Origin of the sequence: Rhizobium sp. R634, assembly GCF_002211305.1 — a bacterium.
Taxonomy (GTDB): domain Bacteria; phylum Pseudomonadota; class Alphaproteobacteria; order Rhizobiales; family Rhizobiaceae; genus Rhizobium.
Map to the genome: position 1 here is coordinate 1 of NZ_LOKW01000008.1, position 26,155 is coordinate 26,155.

General features: G+C 61.3%; 24 protein-coding genes and 2 pseudogenes. 16 read left to right on the plus strand and 10 right to left on the minus strand.

Going from position 1 to position 26,155, the window contains the following annotated elements; genetic code table 11:
- The 4 genes and pseudogenes from ATY77_RS33435 to ATY77_RS11650 form a co-directional block, all read left to right on the plus strand.
- Positions 1 to 100: pseudogene (locus tag ATY77_RS33435) on the plus strand (IS110 family transposase); the annotation flags it as partial.
- Between the two features lie 162 nt (positions 101 to 262).
- Positions 263 to 2,419: an NAD-dependent DNA ligase LigA gene (gene ligA, locus ATY77_RS11640; protein ID WP_088687436.1), complete on the plus strand. Its 2,157-nt coding sequence runs from the start codon at positions 263 to 265 to the stop codon at positions 2,417 to 2,419.
- 41 nt (positions 2,420 to 2,460) lie between these two features.
- Positions 2,461 to 2,757: a type II toxin-antitoxin system HigB family toxin gene (locus ATY77_RS11645; protein WP_088687437.1), complete on the plus strand. Its 297-nt coding sequence runs from the start codon at positions 2,461 to 2,463 to the stop codon at positions 2,755 to 2,757.
- Entirely contained in the window at positions 2,757 to 3,134 is a 378-nt protein-coding gene (locus ATY77_RS11650; RefSeq protein WP_088687438.1) for an XRE family transcriptional regulator, read from the plus strand. The genes ATY77_RS11645 and ATY77_RS11650 overlap by 1 nt, the downstream gene beginning before the upstream one ends.
- A gap of 96 nt (positions 3,135 to 3,230) precedes the next feature.
- On the opposite strand, the gene ATY77_RS11655 is transcribed toward ATY77_RS11650, so the two are convergent.
- Positions 3,231 to 3,767, minus strand: a complete 537-nt coding sequence (locus ATY77_RS11655) for a GNAT family N-acetyltransferase (RefSeq protein ID WP_088687439.1) — start codon at positions 3,765 to 3,767, stop codon at positions 3,231 to 3,233.
- Between the two features lie 270 nt (positions 3,768 to 4,037).
- On the opposite strand from ATY77_RS11655, the gene ATY77_RS11660 reads away from it, so the two are divergent.
- Positions 4,038 to 4,628 (plus strand): 3'-5' exonuclease, encoded by a 591-nt coding sequence (locus ATY77_RS11660; RefSeq protein ID WP_088687440.1) that lies wholly within the window; start codon positions 4,038 to 4,040, stop codon positions 4,626 to 4,628.
- 108 nt (positions 4,629 to 4,736) lie between these two features.
- Positions 4,737 to 5,228, plus strand: coding sequence for a CreA family protein (locus ATY77_RS11665; protein ID WP_088673252.1), 492 nt, complete (start codon positions 4,737 to 4,739; stop codon positions 5,226 to 5,228).
- A gap of 264 nt (positions 5,229 to 5,492) precedes the next feature.
- Here the strand turns inward: ATY77_RS11665 and ATY77_RS11670 are convergent, their stop codons facing one another.
- Positions 5,493 to 5,960, minus strand: coding sequence for a chemotaxis protein CheW (locus ATY77_RS11670; RefSeq protein WP_088673253.1), 468 nt, complete (start codon positions 5,958 to 5,960; stop codon positions 5,493 to 5,495).
- Between the two features lie 2 nt (positions 5,961 to 5,962).
- Positions 5,963 to 7,927 carry a HAMP domain-containing methyl-accepting chemotaxis protein gene (locus tag ATY77_RS11675; RefSeq protein WP_088687441.1) on the minus strand — a complete coding sequence of 655 codons (1,965 nt, stop codon included), beginning with the start codon at positions 7,925 to 7,927 and terminating at the stop codon, positions 5,963 to 5,965.
- A gap of 493 nt (positions 7,928 to 8,420) precedes the next feature.
- Between ATY77_RS11675 and ATY77_RS11680 the strand changes: the two genes are divergently transcribed.
- Positions 8,421 to 9,023, plus strand: a complete 603-nt coding sequence (locus ATY77_RS11680; RefSeq protein ID WP_088687442.1) for an SCO family protein — start codon at positions 8,421 to 8,423, stop codon at positions 9,021 to 9,023.
- A gap of 54 nt (positions 9,024 to 9,077) precedes the next feature.
- Positions 9,078 to 9,956: a 50S ribosomal protein L11 methyltransferase gene (locus ATY77_RS11685; RefSeq protein WP_088687443.1), complete on the plus strand. Its 879-nt coding sequence runs from the start codon at positions 9,078 to 9,080 to the stop codon at positions 9,954 to 9,956.
- Between the two features lie 350 nt (positions 9,957 to 10,306).
- Here the strand turns inward: ATY77_RS11685 and ATY77_RS32835 are convergent, their stop codons facing one another.
- Positions 10,307 to 10,480 carry a hypothetical protein gene (locus ATY77_RS32835; RefSeq protein ID WP_010031974.1) on the minus strand — a complete coding sequence of 58 codons (174 nt, stop codon included), beginning with the start codon at positions 10,478 to 10,480 and terminating at the stop codon, positions 10,307 to 10,309.
- 278 nt (positions 10,481 to 10,758) lie between these two features.
- Here ATY77_RS32835 and ATY77_RS11690 point away from each other — a divergent pair, with 278 nt between their 5' ends.
- Complete coding sequence (locus ATY77_RS11690; RefSeq protein WP_088687444.1) at positions 10,759 to 12,594, plus strand: aminopeptidase P family protein; 1,836 nt, start codon at positions 10,759 to 10,761, stop codon at positions 12,592 to 12,594.
- 24 nt (positions 12,595 to 12,618) lie between these two features.
- Here the strand turns inward: ATY77_RS11690 and ATY77_RS11695 are convergent, their stop codons facing one another.
- Positions 12,619 to 12,927, minus strand: coding sequence for an AzlD family protein (locus tag ATY77_RS11695; protein WP_088687445.1), 309 nt, complete (start codon positions 12,925 to 12,927; stop codon positions 12,619 to 12,621).
- 3 nt (positions 12,928 to 12,930) lie between these two features.
- The gene (locus ATY77_RS11700) at positions 12,931 to 13,662 is read right to left on the minus strand and encodes an AzlC family ABC transporter permease (protein WP_088687446.1); all 732 of its coding nucleotides are present in this window, start codon (positions 13,660 to 13,662) and stop codon (positions 12,931 to 12,933) included.
- A gap of 131 nt (positions 13,663 to 13,793) precedes the next feature.
- On the opposite strand from ATY77_RS11700, the gene ATY77_RS11705 reads away from it, so the two are divergent.
- Positions 13,794 to 14,039, plus strand: a complete 246-nt coding sequence (locus tag ATY77_RS11705) for a DUF2164 domain-containing protein (RefSeq protein ID WP_088673739.1) — start codon at positions 13,794 to 13,796, stop codon at positions 14,037 to 14,039.
- A 39-nt stretch (positions 14,040 to 14,078) separates the two neighbouring features.
- On the opposite strand, the gene ATY77_RS33150 is transcribed toward ATY77_RS11705, so the two are convergent.
- Complete coding sequence (locus ATY77_RS33150) at positions 14,079 to 14,321, minus strand: hypothetical protein (RefSeq protein ID WP_245309652.1); 243 nt, start codon at positions 14,319 to 14,321, stop codon at positions 14,079 to 14,081.
- On the opposite strand from ATY77_RS33150, the gene ATY77_RS11710 reads away from it, so the two are divergent.
- The gene (locus ATY77_RS11710; protein WP_348627669.1) at positions 14,211 to 15,725 is read left to right on the plus strand and encodes a hypothetical protein; all 1,515 of its coding nucleotides are present in this window, start codon (positions 14,211 to 14,213) and stop codon (positions 15,723 to 15,725) included. The genes ATY77_RS33150 and ATY77_RS11710 overlap by 111 nt on opposite strands.
- A gap of 48 nt (positions 15,726 to 15,773) precedes the next feature.
- Here ATY77_RS11710 and ATY77_RS11715 read toward each other — a convergent pair.
- A pseudogene (locus ATY77_RS11715) lies at positions 15,774 to 16,439 on the minus strand (dihydrofolate reductase family protein).
- 86 nt (positions 16,440 to 16,525) lie between these two features.
- Complete coding sequence (gene pncA / locus ATY77_RS11720) at positions 16,526 to 17,152, minus strand: bifunctional nicotinamidase/pyrazinamidase (RefSeq protein WP_088687448.1); 627 nt, start codon at positions 17,150 to 17,152, stop codon at positions 16,526 to 16,528.
- Positions 17,153 to 17,407: 255 nt separating this feature from the next.
- On the opposite strand from pncA, the gene ATY77_RS11725 reads away from it, so the two are divergent.
- The gene (locus ATY77_RS11725) at positions 17,408 to 17,755 is read left to right on the plus strand and encodes a hypothetical protein (RefSeq protein ID WP_088673262.1); all 348 of its coding nucleotides are present in this window, start codon (positions 17,408 to 17,410) and stop codon (positions 17,753 to 17,755) included.
- Between the two features lie 30 nt (positions 17,756 to 17,785).
- Here ATY77_RS11725 and ATY77_RS11730 read toward each other — a convergent pair whose 3' ends face one another.
- On the minus strand, positions 17,786 to 20,269 hold the full coding sequence (locus tag ATY77_RS11730) for a UvrD-helicase domain-containing protein (RefSeq protein WP_088687449.1): 2,484 nt from the start codon (positions 20,267 to 20,269) through the stop codon (positions 17,786 to 17,788).
- 222 nt (positions 20,270 to 20,491) lie between these two features.
- Between ATY77_RS11730 and ATY77_RS11735 the strand changes: the two genes are divergently transcribed.
- The 4 genes from ATY77_RS11735 to ATY77_RS11750 all read left to right on the plus strand — a co-directional run bounded on the left by ATY77_RS11735 (position 20,492) and on the right by ATY77_RS11750 (position 26,131).
- Positions 20,492 to 20,968, plus strand: a complete 477-nt coding sequence (locus ATY77_RS11735) for a VOC family protein (protein ID WP_088687561.1) — start codon at positions 20,492 to 20,494, stop codon at positions 20,966 to 20,968.
- A 385-nt stretch (positions 20,969 to 21,353) separates the two neighbouring features.
- Positions 21,354 to 23,297 (plus strand): PrkA family serine protein kinase, encoded by a 1,944-nt coding sequence (locus ATY77_RS11740; protein ID WP_088687450.1) that lies wholly within the window; start codon positions 21,354 to 21,356, stop codon positions 23,295 to 23,297.
- Between the two features lie 12 nt (positions 23,298 to 23,309).
- Positions 23,310 to 24,584, plus strand: a complete 1,275-nt coding sequence (locus ATY77_RS11745; protein WP_088687451.1) for a YeaH/YhbH family protein — start codon at positions 23,310 to 23,312, stop codon at positions 24,582 to 24,584.
- Positions 24,581 to 26,131: a SpoVR family protein gene (locus tag ATY77_RS11750; RefSeq protein WP_088687452.1), complete on the plus strand. Its 1,551-nt coding sequence runs from the start codon at positions 24,581 to 24,583 to the stop codon at positions 26,129 to 26,131. The genes ATY77_RS11745 and ATY77_RS11750 overlap by 4 nt, the downstream gene beginning before the upstream one ends.
- Positions 26,132 to 26,155 lie beyond the last annotated feature (24 nt).

The following is a 26,155-nucleotide window of genomic DNA, read 5'->3' on the forward strand; positions in this document are numbered from 1 at the left end:
GCCCAAAATGGTCATCCGCATCGCACTCGCCCGAAAACTCCTGGTCATTCTCAATGCAAAAGCACGAGATGCGCGAAGAGAATTCGAATATGCAACTTGACAACCCAGATAGTCGCTCATTCCTGTGACGAGCACAGGAATGAGGGTGGAGAGATGAGCGGGTCAATCTTCCCGAGCAGTATAGGACACCTCCCTTTTCATCCGGCGATTTTGCTCTAAAAACAATGCAGATTTCTGGCCAGATTCTCTGGAGTGTTGTTCCATGTCCACCGAAGGCTCCGCCGTCGATATGTTGACGATCGAAGAGGCTGCCGCCGAGCTCGAGCGGCTGGCGAAGGAGATCGCGCATCATGATGCGCTCTATCACGGCAAGGATCGTCCGGAGATTTCGGATGCCGATTACGACGCGCTGAAGCGCCGCAACGATGCGCTGGAAGCGCGTTTCCCCGAGCTCATCCGGGCGGACAGCCCGTCGCGGCGTGTGGGCGCGGCACCCTCCGTCACCTTCTCGCCGGTCGTTCATGCGCGGCCGATGCTGTCGCTCGACAACACGTTTTCGCAGGAGGACGTGCAGGATTTCGTCGCCAGCGTCTATCGCTTCCTCGGCCGGCTGCCGGACCAGTCGATCGCCTTTACCGCCGAGCCGAAGATCGATGGGCTATCGATGTCGATCCGCTATGAGAACGGCAGGCTGACGACGGCAGCCACGCGTGGCGACGGCACGACCGGGGAGAACGTCACCGCCAATATCAGAACGATCGCCGAGATCCCGAACCAGTTGCCGAAGGGCGTTCCCGCGGTCGTCGAAGTCCGCGGCGAGGTCTATATGGCCAAGAGCGACTTCCTGACGCTGAACCGGCAGATGGAGGCGGAGGGCAAGCAGACCTATGTCAATCCGCGCAACACCGCCGCTGGGTCGCTGCGCCAGCTGGACGCCAAGGTGACGGCGAGCCGGAAGCTGAAATTCTTCGCCTATGCCTGGGGCGAGATGTCGGAGATGCCGGAAGATACGCAATTCGGCATGGTGCAGACCTTCAAGAAATGGGGCTTCCCCGTGAATCCGCTGATGAAGCGGCTGAATTCGGTGGCCGACATCCTGGCGCATTACGACGACATCGGTTTGAAGCGCCCGGATCTCAACTACGACATCGACGGCGTCGTCTACAAGGTCGACAGCCTCGAACTGCAGCAGCGGCTCGGCTTTCGCTCGCGCAGTCCGCGCTGGGCGACGGCGCATAAATTTCCGGCCGAGCAGGCCTTCACCGAGGTCGAGAAGATCGAAATCCAGGTCGGCCGCACGGGGGCGCTGACGCCGGTGGCGCGGCTGAAGCCGATCACGGTCGGCGGCGTCGTCGTCACCAATGCGACGCTGCACAACGAGGATTACATCAAGGGCATCGGCAATAGCGGCGAGCGTATCCGGCCCGAGGAGCACGATATCCGCGAGGGCGATACGGTCATCGTCCAGCGCGCCGGCGACGTCATTCCGCAGATCCTCGATGTGGTGATGGAAAAGCGTCTGGCGGAGGCAACGCCCTATGAATTCCCGAAGACCTGCCCGGTTTGCGGTTCGCATGCCGTACGCGAGGTCAACGAGAAGACGGGAAAGATGGATTCGGTGCGCCGCTGCACCGGCGGCTTCATCTGCCGGGCGCAGGCGACGGAGCATTTGAAGCATTTCGTCTCGCGCAATGCCTTCGATATCGAGGGGCTCGGCTCGAAGCAGATCGACTTCTTCTTCGAAAGCGAGGATCCGTCGCTGCAGATCCGAACGGCGCCGGAGATCTTCACGTTGGAGAAGCGCCAGCAGCAATCGATCACCAAGCTGGAGAATATCGACGGCTTCGGCAAGGTCAGCGTCGGCAAGCTCTATGCGGCCATCAACGAGCGGCGCAGCATCGCGCTTCACCGCTTCATTTATGCGCTCGGCATCCGCCATGTCGGTGAAACCACGGCGAAGCTGCTGGCGCGCTCCTACGGCACCTATGAGGCCTTTGCGACCGCGATGAAGGAGGCCGCGCCGCTTTCCGGCGAAGCCTGGACCGATTTGAACGCCATCGAAGGCATCGGCGAGGTCGTGGCGCGCGCCATGGTCGAATTCTACAAGGAACCGCGCAATATCGAGGTGATCAGTCACCTGCTCGAGGAGGTGACGCCCGCGGAGGCCGAACAGCCGGTCACATCCGGCAGCCCCGTCGCGGGCAAGACGGTGGTCTTCACCGGCTCGCTCGAAAAATTCACCCGCGACGAAGCCAAGGCGAGGGCAGAGAGCCTTGGCGCCAAGGTGGCGGGATCGGTCTCGAAAAAGACCGACATCGTCGTCGCCGGTCCGGGCGCCGGTTCCAAACTCGACAAGGCGCGCGAGCTCGGGGTCCAGACGATGGACGAGGACGAATGGCTGGCGCTGATCGGCGGGTGAACAATGCTTGATTTGTTCCCAAATTGGGAATATTCTCACCTATGCAAGTGATCGCCAAGTCGACATTACGCGCGTTCTGGGAATTGCACCCGCAGGCCAAGGTGCCCCTCAGCGTCTGGCATGCTCTTATCAGTAGGGCGGAATGGGCGGGACCGGCTGACATTAAGAGGATGTTCGGTGCCAATGTTGATTTCGTCGGCGATAACAGGGTGATTTTCGATATCGGTGGCAACAAGTATCGCCTTATCGTACACGTGGCCTATGCTTACCGACGCGTGCTGATCAAGTTCGTTGGCACGCATTCTGAGTACGACAGGATCGATCCGGAGACGGTGTAATGGACATAAGACCGATTAGGAGCGATGGCGATCTGCAATGGGCGCTTGGCGAAGTTGGGTCGTACTTCGACAATCCGCCGCCGCAAGGCTCGGCAGATGCGGACAGGTTCGATGTGCTTTCCGATCTCATAGAAGCCTATGAAAACCGCCACTTCCCAACTGTAACACTGGAACCTGTCGATTTCCTGCAGGCCTTCATGGAGATGACCGGCCGCGGCCAAACCGATCTTGGCGAGGTCCTGGGTTCGCGCTCCCGGGCCTCGGAAATCCTGCACCGCAAGCGCGCTCTCACGGTCGATATGATTTTCAAGCTTAACGAGGCATGGGGCGTTCCGGCCGAATGCCTCGTCAGGCCGTATAGTCTGGCCGTCGCTTAAAGCGTCGCGATCTTTCAGATTCGCTCGCCGTGCTTTAAGCCTTTGTTTTTACGCGTGTCGTTATCGCAAAACCGCGCACACTTTTGCGCGACACACTTAGGCCCTCAACCGCGCCATCGTATAGGCGTCGACATATTGGCCGGCGCTATATCCGAAAGCGCGCAGAAGCCCTTCCTTCTCGAAACCGAACTTTTCGTAAAGCCGGATGGCGGTGTCGTTGTCGGTGTAGACGGTCAGTTCCAGCCGCTTGATATCGAGCCAGTCGTCGGCGGCCTCGACCATGGCGCCGAGCAGGATGCGGCCGAAGCCGCGGCCGGTGAAATCGTCGTGCACGCCCATGCCGATGCTGGCGACGTGCTGACGGCGGCCGCCGAGGCGGTTGAGGCCGCAATTGCCGACGATCCTGCCGTCGAGCGTGACGACGAGGTTGAGCGCGCCGGGCGAGGGGTTTTCCATGTTCTTTCGAACCTCTTCGACGCGCTGGTACGGCGGCCGCAGGGTGCCGGCCCGATAGCCCGGCAAATTGATGAGATCGGTGATCTCCTCGGAATCGGAAAGGCGGACGGCACGCACGGCGACGCCGTCCGGCAGGCGTGCTCGGTCGCGGGGTTCATTCTCTTCGTTCTCAGACATTGGATGCTCTCCTTCAGTTTGAGGAGGAGAGCCGGCTCTTCGAAAACCCTGCTCGCCTCGGCAGGGTTTCGGGATGATCGGACGGCTAGTGACGCACCATCGCTCCCGCGCACCCTTCAAGGGTCGTGGCGATATGATGCATGGTTGATGTCACAGAGTTGATCATTTGCAAAAGTTTCCCCATTTGCATGCAGATGTCAACAGGCCGCAATTTGCCTTCGCACGCGGCTATGATTATTCCGGTAGGGGCAGACGATTCGGATATTGCCCTTGAAGACCATCGCCATCGATTTCGAGACAGCCAACGAGCAGCGCGGCAGCGCCTGCTCGGTCGGACTTGCCTGGATCGAGGAGGGCAGGGTGACGCGTGTCGAGGAGCGGCTCATTCGCCCCAGGGACATGCGCTTTTCCGGGATGAACATCGCGATCCACGGCATCCGGCCGGAGCATGTCGAGGATGCGCCGGAGTTTCCCGAGGTGATGGACGAGTTCTACGACGATATCAGGGGCGCGACGATGATCGCGCATAATGCCGCCTTCGATTTCAGCGTCTGGCGGGCAAGCCTCGATCTCTACCGGCAATCCTATCCTGAACTCACCTATCTCTGCAGCCTGAAGATGGCGCAGCGGATCTGGCCGCATTTCCTCTCGCACCGGCTGAACCTGATCGCCGAGCATCTCGGCCTGCGCTTCATGCATCACAACGCCGCCGAGGATGCGGCGGTCTGCGCCGCAGCGGCAATCGAGATGGCGAAGGCGGTCAAGGCGAAAGCCGTGGAAGCGATCCCGGCGCTTATCGGCATGACGCCAGGGCGGCTGACGGCGGGCGGCTATGCGCCCTGCACCTGCCGGAAGGCCTAAAGCGGTTTCTTGCAAAGCGGGGGCGCGTGCTTATCTAGAAAGCGCCGATCAAGCGATAGAGCGCCTTTGGCGCGTCCCGTCGGACGCGCGGCGCTCCAGGGAGCCGCCATGTCCAAGCCGCGTAATCTTTTCTTCGCTGCCCTCTCTCTTTTCGCGCTTTCAGCGGGCGCCGTCTCCGCCGAGGTCGTCGGCAAGGTCGGGGTCGACTGGATCGGCAACGACATCATCGTCGAGGCGGTCTCCGATCCCGAGGTCAAGGGCGTCACGTGCCATGTGACGTATTTCGACCGCAGCCTGATCGACCGGTTCAAGAACGGCAACTGGTTCGAGGATCCGTCCAACAATTCCATCGCCTGCCGGCAGACCGGCCCGATCGAGGTCGGCAATATCGACCTTTCCAAGGATGGCAGCGAGGTGTTCCGCCAGGGCATGTCGCTGATCTGGAAAACGCTGGTCGTCAACCGCATTTATGACAAGACGAACGATACGCTGATTTATCTCGCCCATTCCAGGGAACTGACGGATGGCTCGGCGAAGATGTCGATTTCGACGATACCCTTGTATGGGCAGAACGTGACCTGGAAGAATGGGAAGCCGTAGGGCTGAGGAACGCCAGCTACGCGGTTTTTCCTTGATGAAGACCTCGCCCCAAACCCCTCCCCACAAGGGGGAGAGGCTTAACGGGCCGCGCCGGATTTTCCAGATATTCGACGTTTCGGAAGGAGCGAGGTGGAGACCCAGGCTAGTCCCTCCCCCTTGTGGGGAGGGGTTGGGGAGGGTTTTTTCGTAGCCGGGCTACCGCTCCACATCAAACGAAAAAGGCCCGGACGAGCCGGGCCTTCGCATTCCGTTTGGCGATAAGGATCAAGCCGCCTGCGACAGCTCGTCGGCAATGACGGTGTCGAGGTTGAGGAAGCAGACCATGGTCTTTTCGAGCGCGACGATGCCGCGGCAGAAGGCGCGCTGGGCTTCCGGGATGATTTCCGGCGGCGGCTGGAGGTCTTCGCTCTTGATGGTCATCATGTCGGACACCTGCTCGACCAGCAGGCCGACCAGCTTGCCGGCGATGTCGGTGACGATGATCGCCGAGCGCTCGGAGGGCTCGGTCATCTTCATGCCGAGACGGCAGGCCATGTCGATGACCGGGATGACCGCGCCGCGCAGGTTGATGAGGCCCAGCACGTAAGGCGGCGTATGCGGCATCGGCGTCACAGGCGCCCAGCCGCGGATTTCGCGGATGGCCATGATGTCGATGCAGAATTCCTGGTCGCCCAGGTGGAACGAGACGATTTCGAGATAGGCGCCCGACTGCTTGATGGCACTGTTGTTCATGATCAGAATTCTTCCCAGTTGTCCCCGGCGGGAGAAGCGATGGCTTTGGCGGCGGCGCCGCCGTTGAATGCGCCCGCGACTTTGCCGATCAGGCTGCGTGCGGGAGAAGGTCTCGAATGCGAGGCGGCGGTTGCCTCTCGCGGCGTTTGCCGGGCGCTCATGCCCTCGCCGATCTTGAATTGCTTCACCAGCTGCGTCAGGTTCTCCGCGTCGACGGCGAGCGTATGGCTTGCGGCATTCGTCTCTTCCACCATGGCCGCGTTCTTCTGCGTGACCTGATCCATCTGGCTGATGGATGTATTGATTTCGTTCAATCCCACCGATTGTTCGCGCGCAGAGGTTACGATTGATTTAACGTGTTCGTCGATGCGCAGAACATCTTCGCCGATCTGGCGCAGCGCCTCGCCGGCGGCCGTCACCAATTCGCTGCCGATCTTTACCTCATCGCCGGATTTCCCGATCAAGGCCTTGATATCCTTGGCAGCACCTGCGGCGCGGCCGGCGAGTTCGCGCACTTCCTGGGCGACGACGGCAAAGCCCTTGCCGGCTTCGCCGGCGCGGGCGGCCTCGACGCCGGCATTGAGCGCCAGGAGGTTCGTCTGGAAGGCGATCTCGTCGATGACGTTGATGATCTTGCCGATCTCTCGGGAAGCGCCTTCGATTCGCTGCATGGCGGCCATTGCGTCGCCGACGACGACGTCGGACTTGGCGGTATTCTCGCGGGTGTGGCTAACCATATGGCCGACTTCTTCGGCCCGGCTGGTCGCGTTGCGGACGGTGGCGGTGATCTGGTCGAGGGCGGCGGAGGTTTCTTCGAGGGACGCGGCCTGCTGCTCAGTGCGCTTGGCGAGGTCGTCGGCGGCGGAGCGCATCTGGCGGCTGTTCGCCTCGATCGAGCTGCTGTTGACGGCGATGTCGCTCATTGCCTTGCGCAGCGTCGCGGTCGTCTGGTTGAAGTCGAGGCGCAGGCGTTCCAGTTCCTCGCGGAAAGGCTGGTCGATCGTCACGGTCACGTCGCCTGCCGACAGACGGGTGAGGCCGGCGCCGAGGGCGGTGACGGCGGCGTTGAGCGCTTCGGCATCGGCGAGCTTGGCGGCTTCACGCGCCCGGTTCTCGGCGTCGCTGCGCTGCCTGTCGTTCTGGCTCTGGACCTCGAGATCGCGCTTTTCGATCGCGGCGAGGCGGAAGGCGTCGGCGGCGCGGGCCATGTCGCCGATCTCGTCGCCGCGGGCCTTTTCCGCAACGTTGCTGGTGAGATCGCCGCTCATGATGCGCCGCATGCTTTCGCTCACGGCCGCGATGCCGCGGCGGATCGATCCGCCATGGATATATTGCAGGACACCCATGGTGAGGATGGCGAGGAGGCCGAGCCCAATCTGTAGGAAGAGGGCGCGTTGCGATATGGCATTGGCGGTCTGGACATGCTGGTGGGCGAAAGCGGCGCCATCGGTGGCGAGCTTGTCGAGCGTCTTCGTCAGCTCCTCGCCGGCGCCGTCGATCGTGTCGTCGATCTTGTCGAATTCCGCGTCGGGTGCACCTTGCTGGACCATGGCGACGAGATCGGTCTGGATCGCCTTGCCCATCTCGGCGACGTCGGCGTCGTAGCTCTTCAGCAGGGGGCCGGCATTTATCTCGTCGGCAAGCAGACGTATGTCTTTCGAGCCGTTGGAGAGTGCGGCCAGAGAATCAGCGATCAGCTTGATGCGCTCCGGCGCGACCGCCTTGTCATCCTTGTCGACGATGATGTCCATGGCGGCCAGCACCATCGTCAGGTTGGCAAGCCGCATGTCGTTGATATGGTCGACGCTCGCCTGGATCTCGCTGGCGCGGCGCAGGCCGGCGTCGATGCGCGTGTTTTCATACCAGCCGACGCCGAGCATCGTTCCGAAACCGATAAAGGCGGCGCCGCCGAGCGTCCAGAGCCGCTGGCTGACCGACAGGCTCTTGCGCACTGCTGAATTCGTCATGAAAAGAACCCCTCCACAAACCGCGCGGGTTTATGCTTCTTTACCCTCATGCGGATGTCCGGGGTTTTCGCCACTCGGCAGACTTCATGTCAGAACGGCACGGCGGCCGACGCACTGCTAAATATAGATATGGCGGCTTAAGTCTTTCCTAACGATATGCATCTTCGGCTTGCTCGTTCCGTCCTCGGACAAGCCATTAAAAACATGAGGCTTTTTGGCTTGGAGCAATTGCGGTGAGAAGCTTTTTCGGCAGGGAAGGTCTCACGCGCTGAGACAATTAATCACGGGTTAGAAAACGCATTCTTGAATTGCGTGCATTCGGTCGAGACTATAATCACGCAAAACGCGCAAGCGCGTCGCGATCTTTCAGATTCGCTCCTCGCGCTTTCGCTCTTTGTTTTACGCATGTCATGATCGCAAAACCGCTGCACATTTTTGCGCGACATGCTTGGGGGTGGGCGGCGCATATCCGCCCGGATCGAGGTTCATGCCAATGAAGACATTCCGTATCGTCATCTGGGTCGCCGTGCTGTTTCTCGCCGGGGCTCTCGGCGTGTTGACGCTCTATCCGATGAAATCGCGCGAGGTGGTGTCGGAGGCGCCCTTCGGCGTGCCCTTCACCTTGGTCTCGCAGAGCGGTCAGCCGATCACCGAGCAGGCGCTGCGCGGCAAGCCGACAGCGCTGTTCTTCGGCTTCACGCATTGCCCCGAGGTCTGCCCGACGACCCTCTTCGAGCTGGATGGCTGGATGCAGAAGGTCGATCCCGACGGCAATAAGCTGCAGGCCTATTTCGTTACCGTCGATCCAGAGCGCGACACGCCGGAGATCATGAACGAGTATGTTTCCAACGTGTCCAAGCGCATCACCGGCATTTCAGGCCCGCCGGACAAGATCGCCGAGGTCATCAAGGGTTATCGCGTCTACGCCAAGAAGGTGCCGGTCGACGAGAAGGATCCGAACGGCGATTATACGATGGACCACACCGCCTCGGTCTTCCTGCTCGATTCGGCCGGGCGTTTTTCCGGAACGATCGCCTATGGCGAAAATCCGGACACGGCGATAAAGAAGCTTGAGAATCTCGCCAGCAAGGGGTGAACGGGCGCTGGCCCGACCGGCGGCGGGCAAGAGAAACGGGAAAGACCGCCAATCGTGAGTGAAATCCGCCTTTACGTGTCCACGACCGAGAGCGAGGCCGAACGGATCCTCGACCTTTTGAGCGAAATCTTCGGCGAAGAAGACTTCGCCATCGGCACTACCGAGATCGACGAGAAGAAGAATATCTGGGAGGCTTCGGTCTATATGATGGCCGAGGACGAGGCGGATGTGCGCTCGCGTGTCGAGGCGGCGCTGAAGATCGCCTTTCCCGATGCCCGGCTGCAGCGCGAAGTCATCCCCGTTGTCGACTGGGTGGTGAAATCGCTGGAGGGTCTGAAGCCCGTCAGGGCAGGGCGCTTCCTCGTGCACGGATCGCACGACCGCGACAAGGTTCGCTCCGGCGATATCGCCATCGAAATCGATGCCGGCCAGGCCTTCGGCACCGGCCACCACGGCACGACGGCCGGCTGCCTCGAGGTCATCGACAGCGTGGTGCGCTCGCGCCGCGTCCGCAATGCGCTCGATCTCGGCACCGGCAGCGGCGTGCTGGCGATTGCGGTGCGCAAGCTGAAGAACATACCGGTGCTCGCGACCGACATCGATCCGGTTGCGACCCGCGTTGCCGCCGAAAACGTCCGCCGCAACGGCATCGCGTCCGGCATCGTCACCCGAACTGCGCCCGGCTTTCACTCGACCGCTTTTTCCGAGCATGGACCTTTCGATCTCATCATCGCCAACATCCTCGCCCGGCCGCTGATCCGCATGGCGCCGCAGCTCGCCGCGCACCTTGCGCCGGGTGGTTCGGTGGTCCTTTCGGGGATCCTGGCCGCGCAGCGATGGAAGGTGATTGCCGCCTATAGCGGCGCGAAGCTCCGGCATGTCAGGACGATCTGGCGGAACGGCTGGGTGACGATCCATTTGGATCGGCTTTGACGTTTTCTCTTCTCCCCAGCGGGGAGAAGGTGGCCCGAAGGGTCGGATGAGGGGGCCGCACGGCACGCCCTTGCTTGCCTTCGCTTACGCTCAGCGCACTCGCAGTTCCACTGCTCGCCCCCTCATCTGCCTGCCGGCATCTTCTCCCCGCTGGGGAGAAGCGGACTCGTGGCAGCGCCTTGCTTAAGCATCGTCCAGAAGCAACAAAAAAGGCGGCGCCAATGGCACCGCCTTGGACCGGTCCATCCGGTCAATGCCCGCGAGCTCGAAGGAGGAGGAGTGCTCAAGCGGGCGTCTACTGCATTCCAATAGGCCGGTCCGGGAGGGAGGAGACGGACGGGCTTTCAGGCTTAGAACGCGTAGCTGGGAGCGCCCTGGTGGCGGGTCACACGCTGGCCGGCGCCGAGCAGCTTGAGGCTGTCTTCGCTCTGCGGACGGCGGGCGCCGATGACGTGACGCACGGTCTGGCGTTCGCCAGCCTGTACCGGGCTGCTGTATGCGAAGCGCGAGAGAGAGGCGGTCATTTCAAAAAATCCTTTGTTTGCTGGTTCGTCCGAACCGTTCGATGCCGCCTATATAGCTATTCTGAAATGCGGAGGCAGAGGGTTTTGCTCATGGGAGCCATGCGGCCAATGCATAAAGCGTGCCAAATTAACTTTTGCCGTCACAGTTCTGTCAAAATGCTGAGCGGGTTCAACGGTTTCGACTCGTTTCGTCGCTTTTTCTCCCCATCGATTGAAATTTCGCTAACATGGCGGCCATCCCATTAACCGGATTCGTCTCAACCATTCGGGTTTTCAGTATGTTTCAGTCCTTCGACGTCACCTCCACGCCGCATTTCGGCAGGGATCGGGTATCGGCGCTGCGCGCGACTTTCGATTCGCTCGGCATCGACGCCTTCCTCGTGCCCCGCGCCGATGAATTCAACGGCGAATATGTTCCCGCTTGTTCGGAGCGGTTGGCATGGCTGACGGGCTTCACCGGTTCGGCGGGCGTCGCGCTCGTCTTGCGCGCGCAGGCGATCGTCTTCGTCGACGGACGCTATGTCACGCAGCTTGCCGAACAGGTCGATGGCTCGGTTTTTTCCGGCGGCGATCTCGTCAACGAGCCGCCGCATGTCTGGCTTGCCGCAAACGGCGCCAAGGGACTGAGACTCGGTATCGATCCCTGGCTGCATTCCGGCGCCGAGGTTCGCCGCCTGGAAAAGGCGCTTGCTGAGATCGGCGGAACGCTCATCTTCCTGCCGCACAACCCGCTCGACAGGCTCTGGAGCGACCGGCCGGCCGAGCCGCTCGGCGCAGTCACCATCCAGAATGTCGCCCAGGCCGGGGTGCTGGCCAGCGACAAGATCGCGACGATCGCCTCCGCCCTTGCCAAGAAGAACCTTGCGGCGGTGCTGATTGCCGATCCTTCCTCAGTCGCCTGGGCCTTCAACATCCGCGGCGCCGACGTGCCGCATACGCCGCATCCGCTGGCGCGCGCCATCATCCATGCCGACGGGCGAGCCGAACTCTTCCTCGACAAGCGCAAGACCGGCATCGAGCCGGAAGCCTATCTCGGGCAGATCGCGGCACAACTGCCTCCCTCGGCGCTGGAGGAGAGGCTGGCCGCCGTCTCCAAAGATGGCGGCCGCGTGCTGATCGATCCTGATATCGCTTCCTACGCGCTGGCCGAGATCATCCGCAAGGCGGGCGGCGAGGCGGTGGAGGGGTCCGATCCCGCCAAGCTGCCGCGCGCGGTGAAGAACGACGTCGAGATCAACGGCTCGGCCGCCGCGCATCTGCAGGACGGAGCGGCCATGGTGGAATTCCTCTACTGGCTGTCGCAGGAAAAGCCCGGCACGGTGAGCGAGATCGCCGCCGCCGAGCGGCTCGAAGCGGCGCGTGCCCGCGTCGGGCAAAGCATGCAGAACCCGCTGAAGGACATTTCCTTCGATACGATATCAGGTGCGGGCGAACATGCGGCGATCATGCATTATCGCGTGACGACCGAGACCAACCGGATGATTGAGGCCGGCGAACTCTTCCTGATCGATTCCGGCGCGCAATATATCAACGGCACGACCGACATAACCCGCACTGTCGGCATCGGCGCGGTTTCGGAGGAGCATCGCCGCTTCTTCACGCTGGTGCTGAAAGGCATGATCGAGATCAGCACGGCGCGTTTTCCGAAAGGGACGCGCGGCTGCGACCTCGATCCGCTGGCGCGCATCGCGCTGTGGCGGGCAGGGGCTGATTTTGCCCATGGCACGGGCCATGGCGTCGGTTCCTATCTCTCGGTGCATGAGGGGCCGCAGCGCATCTCCAGGCTTTCGACGCAGGAACTGCTGCCCGGCATGATCCTTTCGAACGAACCGGGCTATTACCGGCCCGGCAGCTTCGGCATCCGCATCGAAAACCTGATCTATGTGCGCGGCGCCGAGGAGATCGAGGGCGGCGACATGGCCATGCTCGGCTTCGAAACGCTGACCTTCTGCCCGATCGACCGCAGTCTCGTCATCCCCGAGCTTCTGACCCATGACCAGCTGCATTGGTTCAACGATTATCACCGCCGCACGCGCGAGGCGCTGATGCCGCTGATCCACGATCGCGACGTCAGGGCATGGCTCGAAAACGCGACGCTGCCGCTGGAATATTAGGATAATGGCGCCATGCCGCCGGCATCAGATGCCGGCGCTGTGGCGCCAGAGCATGACGACGATCCAGGCGGCGACCAGCATCCATGTGTGGGTGAAACGCAGGCCGACGAAGAGGGCGACGGCGAGCGCCAGCTTCGAATCCCAGCCGCCGATGAAGAAGGCAGGCGCGACCAGTGTCGTCAGAACGGCGGCCGGAACGGCGTTCAGCGCCGCCTCCATGCGCGGCGGGATGCTCTTCATCCGAGTAATGAGGATGTAGCCGCCGATGCGGGTGGCGAAGGTCGCGGCCGCGGCGGCGAGGATGACGAGCGCCATGTGAAGATCGAATTCCATGGCTCAGACCTCGTGCACTTCGGATTGCAGGGCGTCGGCCTCGAGATCGGGCTCCTCGGGTGGCAATGGCTGCAGGGCGGCGAGCACGATGCCGGCGGCAGCACCGAGGCTCACATGCCAGGGCGAGCCGACATAGCGATAGGCGAGCACGGATGCCACCGCGCTGACGAGCGCCACGGGCAGGAAATTGTCGCGCTTGCGGAAGCCGAGGACGATGCCGAGGAAATAGGCCGGCAGCAGGATATCAAGGCCGATCGCCTTGGGGTCGCCGATGAAGCCGCCGAGCATGCCGCCCGCGACGCTGATCAGCACCCAGGGAATGTAGATGATGATGCCGAAGCCGAAATACCAGGCGAAGGTCAGCGGTTTGCCGGCCTCGCTGCGCTTGACCGCTTCGGCAAATTGCGGATCGACGAGCAGGAAGAAGGTGAAGAATTTCTGGACCGGCGTGAAATGGCCGATATAGCGCGCCAAGGCCGCCGAATAGAGCACGTGGCGGAAATTGACGGCGAGGATCGACAGCACGATCAGCCAGGCATGGACGTTATGGCCGAAGAGCTCGATGCCGACCATCTGGCTGGCGCCCGCATAGACGGTGGCGCTCATGAAGGCGGCTTCGGAAAGCGACATGCCGTTTTCGACCGCGAGCGCCCCGAATAAAGCGCCAAAGGGCGCCGACGCCAGCGCAACGGCGGAGCCGCCCCGCAAACCTTCAACAAAGTCGGCGCGATTCATATGGGTAATCCAATTGGAATTTCAGGTTTCACTTATGGGCTAAGACCTGTCGCGGCAATTGAATTTCGTTGATTGACCAATCGATTTCGCTGAAGCATCAAAGCCTGATCGCATCCGGCGGAGAGACCCTCATGAAGAAGATCGAGTTTTCGAAAGAAGAAAAGGCCGAAATCGTTTCGCGCATCCGCGCCTATTTCGACCGGGAACTCGACCCCATCGGCGCCTTGCCGGCCGAATTCCTGCTCGATTTCTTCACCGAGGAGGTCGGGCCATACTTCTACAATCGCGGGCTAAGAGACGCCCATGCCGCTTTATTGAAGAGAATGGAAGACATGGCCGAGGATATCCATCTTCTCGAGCGCGAGGAGAAATCCTAGCGCCTGGAAATCAAATCAGAGCCTTCATTTAACGCCAAATTATGTCCAGGCCGATATGGTCATCGCGCTTTCTTTCACCGGGTTGCGTGTCAATTGGCCTCGATTGTCTCTGTTGTTGATGAATCCCGTTCGGCGAAGCTCGGCAAGACGGTGATCTTTTTGATCTGGCTTGTGCTGGCCTCTGCGCTTTGCTGGTCCGAAACCGTCTGGCGTGATGAAGTTCGCGCATTGTCGTTGGCCCTCCAGGGAGACAATTTCGCCGATATGCTTCGCCAGATGCATGGCGAGGGTCATCCTGCCATCTGGTATATCCTGCTGCGCGCCGCCCATGTCGTGGTCGGCTCGCCCGTCGTTTTGAAGGTCGTGGCGCTGACGATTGCGGCGGCTGCGGCCTATCTTCTCGTCTTCAGGCTGAAACTGCCTCTTTCCATCATGCTGCTGTCGCTGTTCGGCAGTTTTTCGGTTTTCGAATACGCCGCGATGTCGCGAAACTACGGCATCAGCATGCTGATAATCTTTGTGATCGTCCTGGCGTGGCAGAAGGGAGCGCGCAACGGCATATTGAGCGGCCTGCTGTTTGCCTTGCTGGCGAATACCAATGTGCATTCTGTCGTTCTTGTCGGCGGCTTCCTGGCTTATTGGTTTTTTGATTTGGTCCTGGCGCGGCCAAGACCTCCTTTGCGGGACTATCGAGGCTTTGCGACAGCCGCAGCCCTGGCCGCGGTTGGAGTTGTTCTGTGCTTCCTCACGGTCTATCCGACCTTCAACGATACCGGGCAGAACGATCTCAGCGGCGAGAATTTCGCTTTACTCGCCCTTCGTGCTCTTACGCTCGCCAGTTCGCATTTTCTGTCCTTCTATCCCGACAGCATCCCCGGACTGATGGTGGCCGATCCGTTGGCTTTCCGCGTCTTCGCAGCTTTGATGTCGGTGCTCATCTACGGCAGCCTGTTGGCGCTGGCGAACCGACGGCCGGCCATGATCGCCGCGGCGCTGGTGCTACTAGGGCTCTCGCTGCTGTTTACCCTGGTTTATCCCGGCGGATACAGACATCAGGCGCTCTGGCTGGTTTTCATGATCGCGATGACCGCCTTGACCACGGACATTCAGCGTGAAGGGACGGGCGTTACCGGCACCACGGCTGCCGGCCGCATCGTAAAGTTCGGCCGCCTGTGCTTCCTGATATTGCTGGCGCTGCAGGTTGTCTCCGCTGTCGAAAAGGTCAATCGGACCTTCGTGGCCGAAATACCTTTCAGCCGGAGCAAGGATTTCGGTGCGTTCATTCAATCGCGCCCCGATCTCAAGGACGCGATCGTCATGGCGGATCCCGATTATCTCGTCGAAGCGCTGCCTTACTATGTTTCCAATCGCACCTATCTTCTGCGGGAGGAGCGGTTCGGCGCCATCGTGCGATATACCCGCAACGCGCGGCTTTCGCTCAGCCTTGCCGACATCCTCCAATCGGCACGGCGATTGCAGCAGAGTGAGAAGGTGCCTGTCATCATTCTTCTTTCGCAGCGGCTCGATCAGATCACCGGGCCGGTCTCCTTGCGTGAAAGCTATGTCTGGCGGCTGTCTCTGACGCCTGAGGATATTTCGGCTTTCCAAAGCGCGACAGAGCTCGTCGAACGCTTCGGCCCGACCGCCGGAAGCGATGAAACCTACGACGCCTATGTGTTGAAATAAGAAGCCGCACAGCAGCTTGCCTGGCCTCTGCTCTTTCGCCTCAGCTTCTCAGCCCTCGCGCTTCATCCGCTCCCGGCGCTCGAGTTCGGCCGGGGAGGGCTCCGACATCGCGAAGCTGCCGGGTTTGACCTCGCCGGCACGTTCGTAGACGCTCATGATGACGCCTGTCGTCGAAACCGAGCTGGCGGTGAGCTTCAGCGCCTCCGGCTTGGCGCCATGGCCGAACAGGCGCTTGCCGGGGCCGAGGATCACGGGGAAGGTCAGGAGCCGGAGTTCGTCGATCAGGTCGTGCGCGAGCAGGGTTTGCAGGAGGCCGCTGCTGCCCTGCGTCAGGAGGTCGGGGCCGTCCTCCCGTTTCAACCGGGCGATTTCGGCGGCGACCTCGCCGTGCAGCGCAACGGAATTTTCCCAGGTGAGCGGTTCGTTTGAGGTGGTCGCGACATATTTGGTCGCGGCATTGAAGGCCTTGCCGATGGGGTCGTCTTTTCCGACATAGGGCCAATGGGCGGCGAAGATTTCGTATGTCTTGCGGCCGAGCAGCAGCGCGAAGGGATCGGTGAAGATCCCGTCCATGAACTCGCCCATCGCCTCGTCCCAGTAGTTGACGGTTCAGCCGCCGAGGGTGAAGCCGCCGGTCGGATCCTCCTCAGGCGCGCCGGGCGCCTGCATGACGCCATCCAGGCTCACAAAGGCTGCGGTCACAAGCTTTCTCATCTCTCGGCTCCCATGGTTGGTGTCTTCGGAGCCAAGGACGGATGGGCGTGCGCCGATCCGACATTCCCGCGTTATTTTCGCGCGAGTTAGCCGGCCAGAGCCTTGGCGCTGTCGATAATCGCGATGCCATGCGCCCGCATCTCGTCGATGGCGGCGGCGACGCCTTCGGGGGTGATGCCGCGGCTGGCATCCTCGATGAAGCGCACCCGTATGCCCGGCATCATTTCCAGCGCGTCGAGCGCGGAGAATTTGACGCAATAATCGGTGGCGAGGCCGCAGACATCGAGATCGGTGACGCCCTGGTCGTCGAGGAAATCGGAAAGGCCGGTCGAGGCATCCCGGTCATTATCGCGGAAGGCCGAATAGCTGTCGATCCTGGGATCCTCGCCCTTCTGCTGAATCAGGTCGATCTCTTCGGATTTGAGCGCGGGATGCAGTTCGGCGTCGAGCGTGCCCTGGATGCAGTGGTCCGGCCACATCATCTGCGGCTTGCCGGAGAGTTCGCCCATTTCGAAAGGGGCGGCGCCCGGATGGGCGGAAGCGAAACTGCCGTGGCCCGGCGGATGCCAGTCCTGCGAAGCGACGATGAGATCGTATCTACCGCTGTCGATCAGCCTGTTTGCGACGGGAACCACCTTGTCGCCCTCCGGCACCGGCAGGTTGCCGCCCGGACAGAAGCCGTTCTGGATATCGACAAGCAGCAGCGCTTTCATCAAGGCCAAGTCCTTCGCTTAATCGCAATGCAAGATGCCAAATGCACACTCGATGCATCAACTAGTGAATTCCCGAAGGCCCGCATGCAAGCGTTAATTCCGTCACCGGTGGTAGTAGCCGTCCGAAAAAGAATATGCTAATGCAACCAATGCGATAGGGTGCGGTTGTGTGAGAGCGACATGCAAAGAGGCCGATCTTGCCGGGCGCCCTGATTTCTGCCTTTCTTGCCTGAGACGCAAGCCGGAACCGAAGCCATGTCCGAGCCTCAACCCGATGAAAAGATCGATGCGACGTTCCGCAACGGCTCGCTGACGGCGACCGGGATCATCCTTGGTTTCTCGCTCAACTTCATCAGCCTGTGGGTGTCCAATCCAAATGACTGGAGCAGTGTCGATCTGTTGCCGATGTCGTTCCTGACCGTCGGTATCGCCATTCAGGTGAAGGTTTTCGCCGATCTCCTGGCGCGCGACTCGCTGCTCGCCGCCAAATATGACCGGTCTCGGCGGCTCTTCCTGATCGGGCTGTCGATCGTTGCCGTCGGAATGGGCATCGCCCTGCTGAACGACATTCTCGGGCTGAGCAGTATGCGGATGTTCGGGTGACGATTCACCCCGCGCGGCATCGCCGCGCGGTCAAACGCGCTCGACGAAGCCGTCCAAAACCCGCTTCTGGCCGGCGCGATCGAATTCGATCGTCAGCTTGTTGCCTTCGATGCCGGTGATGTTGCCGTTGCCGAATTTCAGGTGGAAGACGCGGTCGCCGAGGGTGAAGCGCGACGGTTCGGAGGAGGTGGATTTCGCCACCAGTTCGCCCTCGATCGTGCGCCCCTTCGGGCCGCTTTCGCCGTAGCCGATGCGCTCGACGGCGTGGCCGGAGCGGGTGCCCCAGTTGTCGCGGGTGGCGTCGGTCTTGTTGGCCTGGGCGCGTTTCCAGCCGGGCGTGGAATAGGAGTTGGAGAAGGGGTCGGCCTTGTCGAAGCGGGACTGGCCGTAGCCGCCGCGGCCGTAGCCGCCGTAGCTCTGTTCCATCTCGGCGACCTCGACATGGCTTTCCGGCAGCTCGTCGAGAAAGCGCGAGGGCAGGGTCGATTGCCAGAGGCCATGGATGCGGCGGTTGGAAACGAACCAGATATGGCAGCGGCGCTTGGCGCGCGTGATGCCGACATAGGCGAGCCGCCGTTCTTCTTCCAGGCCGGCGCGGCCGCTTTCATCCAGCGAGCGCTGATGAGGAAACAGGCCTTCCTCCCAGCCGGGCAGGAAGACAGTGTCGAATTCCAGGCCCTTGGCCGAGTGCAGCGTCATGATCGAGACGGCGTCGAGGTTCTCGTTGGTCTCCGCGTCCATGACGAGGGAGACGTGCTCGAGAAAGCCCCGCATCGACTCGAAGCTTTCCATCGAGCGGATGAGTTCCTTCAGGTTTTCCAGGCGGCCGGGCGCCTCGGCGCTCTTGTCGTTCTTCCACATGTCGGTATAGCCGGACTCTTCGAGGATCTGCTCGGCAAGTTCGGTATGCGGTGTGTTTTCAAGCAGTTCCTGCCATCGGCGGAAAGATTGAATCACGTCGAAGAGGGCTTTGCGCGCCTTCGGCTTCAGTTCGTCTGTCTCGATGATGTCGGCGGCGGCGGCTAGCATCGGTATGTCGCGGGCGCGGGCATAGTCATGCAGGGCGCGCACAGTCGTATCGCCGAGGCCGCGCTTTGGCGTGTTGATGATGCGCTCGAAGGCGAGGTCGTCGGCCGGCTGAGCGACCAAGCGGAAATAGGCCATGGCATCGCGGATTTCGAGGCGCTCGTAGAAACGCGGGCCGCCGATGACGCGGTAGTTGAGACCGAGGGTAACGAAGCGGTCTTCGAACTCGCGCATCTGGAAGGAGGCGCGCACCAGGATCGCCATGTCGTTCAGCAGGTGCTTGTCGCGCTGAACCTGCTCGATCTCCTCGCCGATGGCGCGGGCTTCCTCCTCCGAATCCCAGGAGGCGTGGACCTGCACCTTGACGTCCTCGGGATCGGCGCGGTCGGTGAACAGCGTCTTGCCCAGGCGGCCTTCATTATGGGCGATCAGATGGGCGGCGGCACCGAGAATATGTTCGGTCGAGCGGTAGTTGCGCTCCAGCTTGATCACCTTGGCGCCGGGGAAATCCTTCTCAAAACGCAGGATGTTGTCGACCTCCGCGCCGCGCCAACCGTAGATCGACTGGTCGTCGTCGCCGACGCAGCAGACATTCTGCGGCTCGCCCTTGGGGCGCTGGGCGAGAAGCCGCAGCCACATATATTGCGCGGTGTTGGTGTCCTGATACTCGTCGACGAGAATATAGCGGAAGCGGCCGTGATATTCCTTGAGCAGATCCGGGTTCTTGCGGAAGATCGCGATCGGGTGCATCAGCAAGTCGCCGAAATCGCAGGCGTTCAGCGTCGTCAGGCGCGCCTGATAGGCGAAATAGAGATCGCGGCCGCGGCCGTTGGCGAAGGCGCGGGCGTCGCCCTCGGGAATATCGGCCGGGCCGAGCCCCTTGTTCTTCCAGGTGTCGATCATGCCGGCGAACTGCTTGGCCGGCCAGCGCTTGTCGTCGAGCCCTTCGGCCTGGATCAGCTGCTTGATCAGGCGCACGACGTCGTCGGTGTCGAGAATGGTGAAATCGGAGCGCAGGCCGACGAGCTCGCCGTGGCGGCGCAGGAGCTTGACGCCGATCGAGTGGAAGGTGCCGAGCCAGGGCATGCCTTCGACGGCGCCGCCGACGAGGAGCGCGATGCGCTCCTTCATCTCGCGCGCGGCCTTGTTGGTGAAGGTGACGGCTAGGATCTGCGAGGGAAAGGCGCGGCCGCTCGACAGAATATGGGCGATACGCGTCGTCAGCACGCGCGTCTTGCCGGTACCGGCGCCGGCGAGCACGAGCACCGGGCCTTCCAGCGCTTCGACGGCTTCGGTCTGCTCGGGATTCAGGCCGGCCAGATAATCCGGCCGTTTGCCGCCGTCGCGGGCCGCCATGGCGCGGGCGGCGATGCCGCCGGATGCAATGCTTCCCGAGGCCGGCGCCTTTTCCGACGGCGCCTGCGGCTTGCGCGGCATCTCGCCCGGCTCTTCATCGAAGAAGGGAATATCGTCGAAACTGTTGCTCATGGCGCGTAATGTAGTGATTCGGGAGGGAAAGACCAGAAAAGATGTTCTGCTTTCATTCCCGAGCCGCCGGCTATCCCAAGGGGTTTGCCCAGGGCGGCAGGGCCACCGGGCGAGGCAGGGCGGAAAATTCCAGCCGCTGCCTGTCGGAATCCACGCCTTCGGCGCGTCCTTGGAGCATCGGGCCTAGTGTCCGGACCAAAGCTCGTCAACAAGGAGGCTGCCATGCCGAAGATCGTTTCAACTCTCTGGTTCGCCGAGGAAGCGCGCGAAGCCGTCGAATTCTACGTGTCGATTATTCCGGACTCCCGGATCGGACGCACCACCATATTGCCGGCCGAAACGCCGAGCGGGCCTCCCGGCAGCGTCGAGCTGATCGAATTCACGCTTGCCGGCCAAGCCTTTGTTGCGATGAAAGCCGGCCCGTTCGACAGCTTCAATCATTCCTTCTCGGTTGCCGTTCTGCTCGACAGCCAGGCCGAGATCGATCGGATCTGGGATGCGTTTCTCGCCAATGGCGGCACGCCGGAGGCCTGCGGCTGGCTCAAGGACCGCTGGGGCCTCTCCTGGCAGATCGTGCCGCGCGCGCTTTCCGAGATGGTCGCCGATAGCGACCGCGAGCGGGCCAAACGCGTCACCGAGGTGATGCTCGGCATGGTCAAGATCGATATGTCAGCGCTGGAGAAAGCGTTCGCCGGCTGAGGGGTGATTCCGCTCGTGGTATGGTGAGAAATCTCCTGAATTCCAGGGCGCGCGCTGGTCGTCAGAGCGACGCGCCCGCCGGCCGGTGCTGCCGGTCGGCGTTTTCGCCGGAACTCGAATCACGGGCGACATTGCACACCTTTTTGACATTCATGTCACGTCGCGAAATGTGCTGATACCGCAGTGCCCCCGTTCTCAACTACAATAATAAACAGTTTCGCAGAGTTCAAAAAAGATCCGGTGCATGCACATCTTTGTGCATTGCCAGAAACAGCCGGTGAGCGTGGAATATACCTACGAAACTATTGATTCTCAGGAACGCTGTAGCCATCTCGATGGTTATAGGGACACCTGGAGCCTGTGGCAGAACCTTATTGGAGGGCCCATGCTGAGTGAATCCGTATTCGATGCGTTCACCCGCAGTTACGAAGCGCGCCGCGAAACCGACATGTCGGTGGCGGAATATCTCGATCTCTGCAAAAAAGAACCGATCGCCTATGCCAATGCGACCGAGCGCTTGCTCGCCGCGATAGGCGAGCCGCAGATGGTCGATACCGCCAGGGACGCGCGCCTTGGCCGGATCTTCATGAACAGGACGATCCGGGTCTATCCGGCTTTCGCCGGCTTCCACGGCATGGAAGAGACGATCGAGCGTATCGTTTCCTTCTTCCGCCACGCCGCGCAGGGGCTCGAAGAACGCAAGCAGATCCTTTATCTCCTCGGTCCCGTCGGCGGCGGCAAATCGTCCCTGGCGGAACGGCTGAAGCAGCTGATGGAGGTTCATCCGATCTACGTCCTGAAGGCAGGCGATGAGATCAGCCCGGTTTTTGAGAGCCCGCTGAACCTCTTCGATCCCGAGACGATGGGATCTCTGCTACAGGAGCAATACGGCATTCCGCAGCGGCGCCTGAGCGGGCTGATGAGCCCGTGGTGCGTGAAGCGGCTCGATGATTTCGGCGGCGATATTTCCCGCTTCCGCGTCGTCAGGATCCAGCCGTCGCGGCTGCGCCAGATCGCCATCGCCAAGACCGAGCCCGGCGATGAGAACAACCAGGATATCTCCTCGCTGGTAGGCAAGGTCGATATCCGCAAGCTGGAGACCTATTCGCAGAACGACCCCGACGCCTACAGCTATTCGGGCGGTCTCAACCGCGCCAACCAGGGCATTCTCGAATTCGTCGAGATGTTCAAGGCGCCGATCAAGATGCTGCATCCGCTGCTGACCTCGACGCAGGAAGGCAATTACATCGGCACCGAGAATATCGGCGCCATACCCTTCTCGGGCATCGTGCTCGCGCATTCGAACGAAGCGGAATGGCAGACCTTCAAGGCCAACAAGAACAATGAGGCCTTCATCGACCGCATCTGCGTGATCAAGGTGCCTTACTGCCTGCGGGTGACGGAAGAGCAGAAGATCTATGAGAAGCTGATCGAGGGATCGGAACTTGCGGATGCACCATGCGCGCCCGCGACGCTCGAAATGCTCGCCCGCTTCTCCGTGCTTTCGCGCCTGCGCAAGCACGAGAACTCGACCTTCTTCTCGAAGATGCGCACCTATGACGGCGAAAGCCTGAAGGAAACCGATCCGCGCGCCCGCAGCGTGCAGGAATATCGGGATGCCGCCGGCATCGACGAGGGCATGGACGGGATCTCGACCCGCTTTGCCTTCAAGGTGCTGGCCTCGACCTTCAACCACGACACGACCGATATCGGCGCCGATCCTGTACATCTGATGTATGTGCTCGAGCAGGCGATCCGCCGGGAGCAGTTTTCCGACGATACCGAGAAGCGTTATCTGGAGTTCATCAAGGCCGATCTTGCGCCTCGTTACGCAGAGTTCATTGGAAATGAAATCCAGAAGGCTTATCTTGAGTCCTATGCGGACTACGGACAGAACCTGTTCGACCGCTATGTGGACTATGCCGATGCCTGGATCGAAGATGTGGACTTCAAGGATCCCGATACCGGCCAGCTTCTCGATCGCGAGCTCCTCAATCAGGAACTGACGAAAATCGAAAAGCCCGCCGGCATCGCCAATCCGAAGGATTTCCGCAACGAAATCGTCAAGTTCTGCTTGAGATCGCGGGCAGCCAACGGCGGAAAGAATCCGTCATGGACGAGCTACGAGAAAATCCGGGAGGTTATCGAAAAGCGAATGTTCTCGCAGGTCGAGGATCTTTTGCCGGTCATTTCCTTTGGATCGAAGAAGGATTCGGAAACCGAAAAGAAGCACAGCGAATTCGTCTCGCGCATGGCCGCGCGGGGATACACGGAACGGCAGGTTCGGCGCCTTGTCGAGTGGTACATGCGCGTCAAACAGGCAAGCTAATGCGGAGCCATTATGCACATTGTCGACCGGCGGCTAAATCCGCGCGGTAAAAGTCTGGAAAATCGGCAGCGGTTCCTTCGACGCATGAAGGGCGCCGTGCAGCAGGCGGTCAAACGTTCTCTGCAAAACCGAAACATTCGAGATGTGCTCGACGGCGGGGAAATCAGCCTGCCGATCGATGGAATGGCCGAACCGAGCTTGAGAAGGGGCGACGGCGGCATCAGCGACCATATCCTGCCCGGCAACAGGGCCTTCGTGGAAGGCGATATACTTCCACGCCCCCCGGGCGGCAAGGGCGGCAAGCCGAAGGATGCCGGCGAGGGCGACGGCGAGGACGGCTTCCGCTTCGTGCTGACGCGCGAGGAGTTCCTCGACGTTTTCCTCGACGATCTGGAACTGCCCGATCTCGCCAAGCGGCGGCTTGCCGAGACCGAGGAGGAAACGCCTTTCCGGGCCGGCTATTCCGTCTCGGGATCGCCGTCCAACATCGCCGTCGGCCGCACAACGCGGCTGGCGATGATGCGCCGCATCGCGCTTCGCCGCCCGCGTCCTCAGGAAATCGAAGACCTGCAGCGGCAGATCGAGGAATGCGAGGACGAGGAGATCCGCCTGGGGCTTGAGGCAAAGCTCAAGACCCTGGAGGAAAAAAGCCGGCGCATTCCCTACATCGACCCGCTTGACGTGAGGTATCGGCGCTTCGAAAGCGAGCCGAAGCCGGTGGCGAAGGCCGTGATGTTCTGCCTCATGGACGTCTCGGGTTCCATGTCGGAACACATGAAGGACCTGGCGAAGCGGTTCTACCTGCTGCTCTATCTCTTCCTGTCGAAGCGCTACAAGAAGGTGGAAATCGTCTTCATCCGCCACACCGACAGGGCCGAGGAGGTCGACGAGGAGATCTTCTTCTACGGCCCGGCGACGGGCGGCACGCTGGTCTCCAGCGCGCTGGCGGCGATGCGCGGGATCATCGCGGCGCGGTTCGACCCGACCGAGTGGAACATTTACGGCGCCCAGGCCTCGGACGGTGACAACGCCCATTCTGACGGCAGCTTGAGCGGCCAGCTGTTGCGGGAGATTTTGCCGCTCTGCCAGTATTTCGCCTATATCGAAGTCGGCGAAGAGGGCGGCGACTCTTCCATATCCCGTTCGCCGCTTTGGACGCTCTACGAGGGCATCCGCTCCGAACTCCTGCCGCTTTCGATGCGTAAGGTCTGCCGGCGAAGCGAGATCTTCCCGGTTTTCCACGATCTCTTCCAGAAACGCGAGGCACAATCGAAGGTGACGCCATGACCACGACGCTGAGGGCGAAAGAGCTGCTGCTGTTCGACGGCGCCGACTGGGACTTCACGACACTGCAGCGCATTCACGATGCCTGCGAGGACATTGCGATCGGCGAGCTCGGCCTCGACGTCTATCCGAACCAGATCGAGGTCATCACCTCCGAGCAGATGCTGGATGCCTATTCCTCGACCGGCATGCCGCTCTTTTACCGCCACTGGTCCTTCGGCAAGCATTTCGCCCATCACGAAGCCTTCTATCGCCGCGGCATGCGCGATCTTGCCTATGAGATCGTCATCAACAGCTCGCCCTGCATCTCCTACCTGATGGAGGAGAACACGGCGACGATGCAGACGCTCGTCATCGCGCATGCGGCTTTCGGCCATAATCACTTCTTCAAGAACAACTATCTCTTCAAGCTCTGGACCGATGCGGAAGGCATCCTCGACTATCTCGATTTCGCCAAGGGTTATATCGCCCGCTGCGAGGAACGTTACGGCGAAGTGGCCGTCGAGCGCACGCTGGATGCCGCCCATGCGCTGATGTCGCACGGTGTGCACCGCTATGCGGGCAAGAATACCGTCGATCTTCGCCAGGAGGAGAAGCGGCAGCAGGAGCGCCGCGCCCACGAAGAGAAGATGTACAATGATCTCTGGCGCACCGTGCCCGTCGGCAAGGCGAAGAAGGCGGGAGACATCGGGCTGGAAAAGCGGCGGGCGGCACTTGGCCTTCCACAGGACAATATCCTTTATTTCCTCGAGAAAACCGCGCCGCGGCTGCAGCCATGGCAGCGTGAGATCCTGCGCATCGTTCGCCATGTCGCGCAATATTTCCATCCGCAGCGGCAGACCAAGGTGATGAACGAGGGAACCGCCACCTATGTCCATTACCAGATCATGAACCGGCTGCACGATCGCGGGCAGATCAGCGACGGAAACTTCCTGGAATTCCTGAAATCGCACGCCAATGTCGTGTTCCAGCCGAATTACGACGACCGGCGGTTCTCGGGCTTCAATCCCTATGCGCTCGGTTTTGCGATGATGCAGGACATCGAGCGGATCGTGACGGCGCCGACGGAAGAGGACCGCGCATGGTTCCCCGATATCGCGGGGCGCGGCGATGCGATGGGCGTGCTGCGCGACATCTGGGCCAATTACCGGGACGAGAGCTTCATCAGCCAGTTTCTGAGCCCGAACCTGATGCGGCAGCTCAGGCTGTTCCATCTCTATGACGATCCGGAGCAGACCGAAGGCATACTGGTTTCGGCGATCCACAACGAGCGCGGTTATCTCCGCATCCGCCGCCAGCTCTCCCGCGAATACGATATCGGCTGGACCGATCCGGCTATCGACATCGTCGATGTCGACCTCGCCGGCGACCGCCGCCTGCTGTTGCAGCACATCGTCATGAACGGCTGCTATCTCCAGGAAACCGACATGAAGCAGGTGCTGCAGCATCTCGCCGATCTATGGGGCTACGACGTCCTGCTTCAGGAAATCGACGGCTCTAACGTCGTGGCGAGGGAGCATACGGCAAGCCCGCGCAAGATCGTTCAGTGATGACCTGTCGGTAAAAGTCTTGTT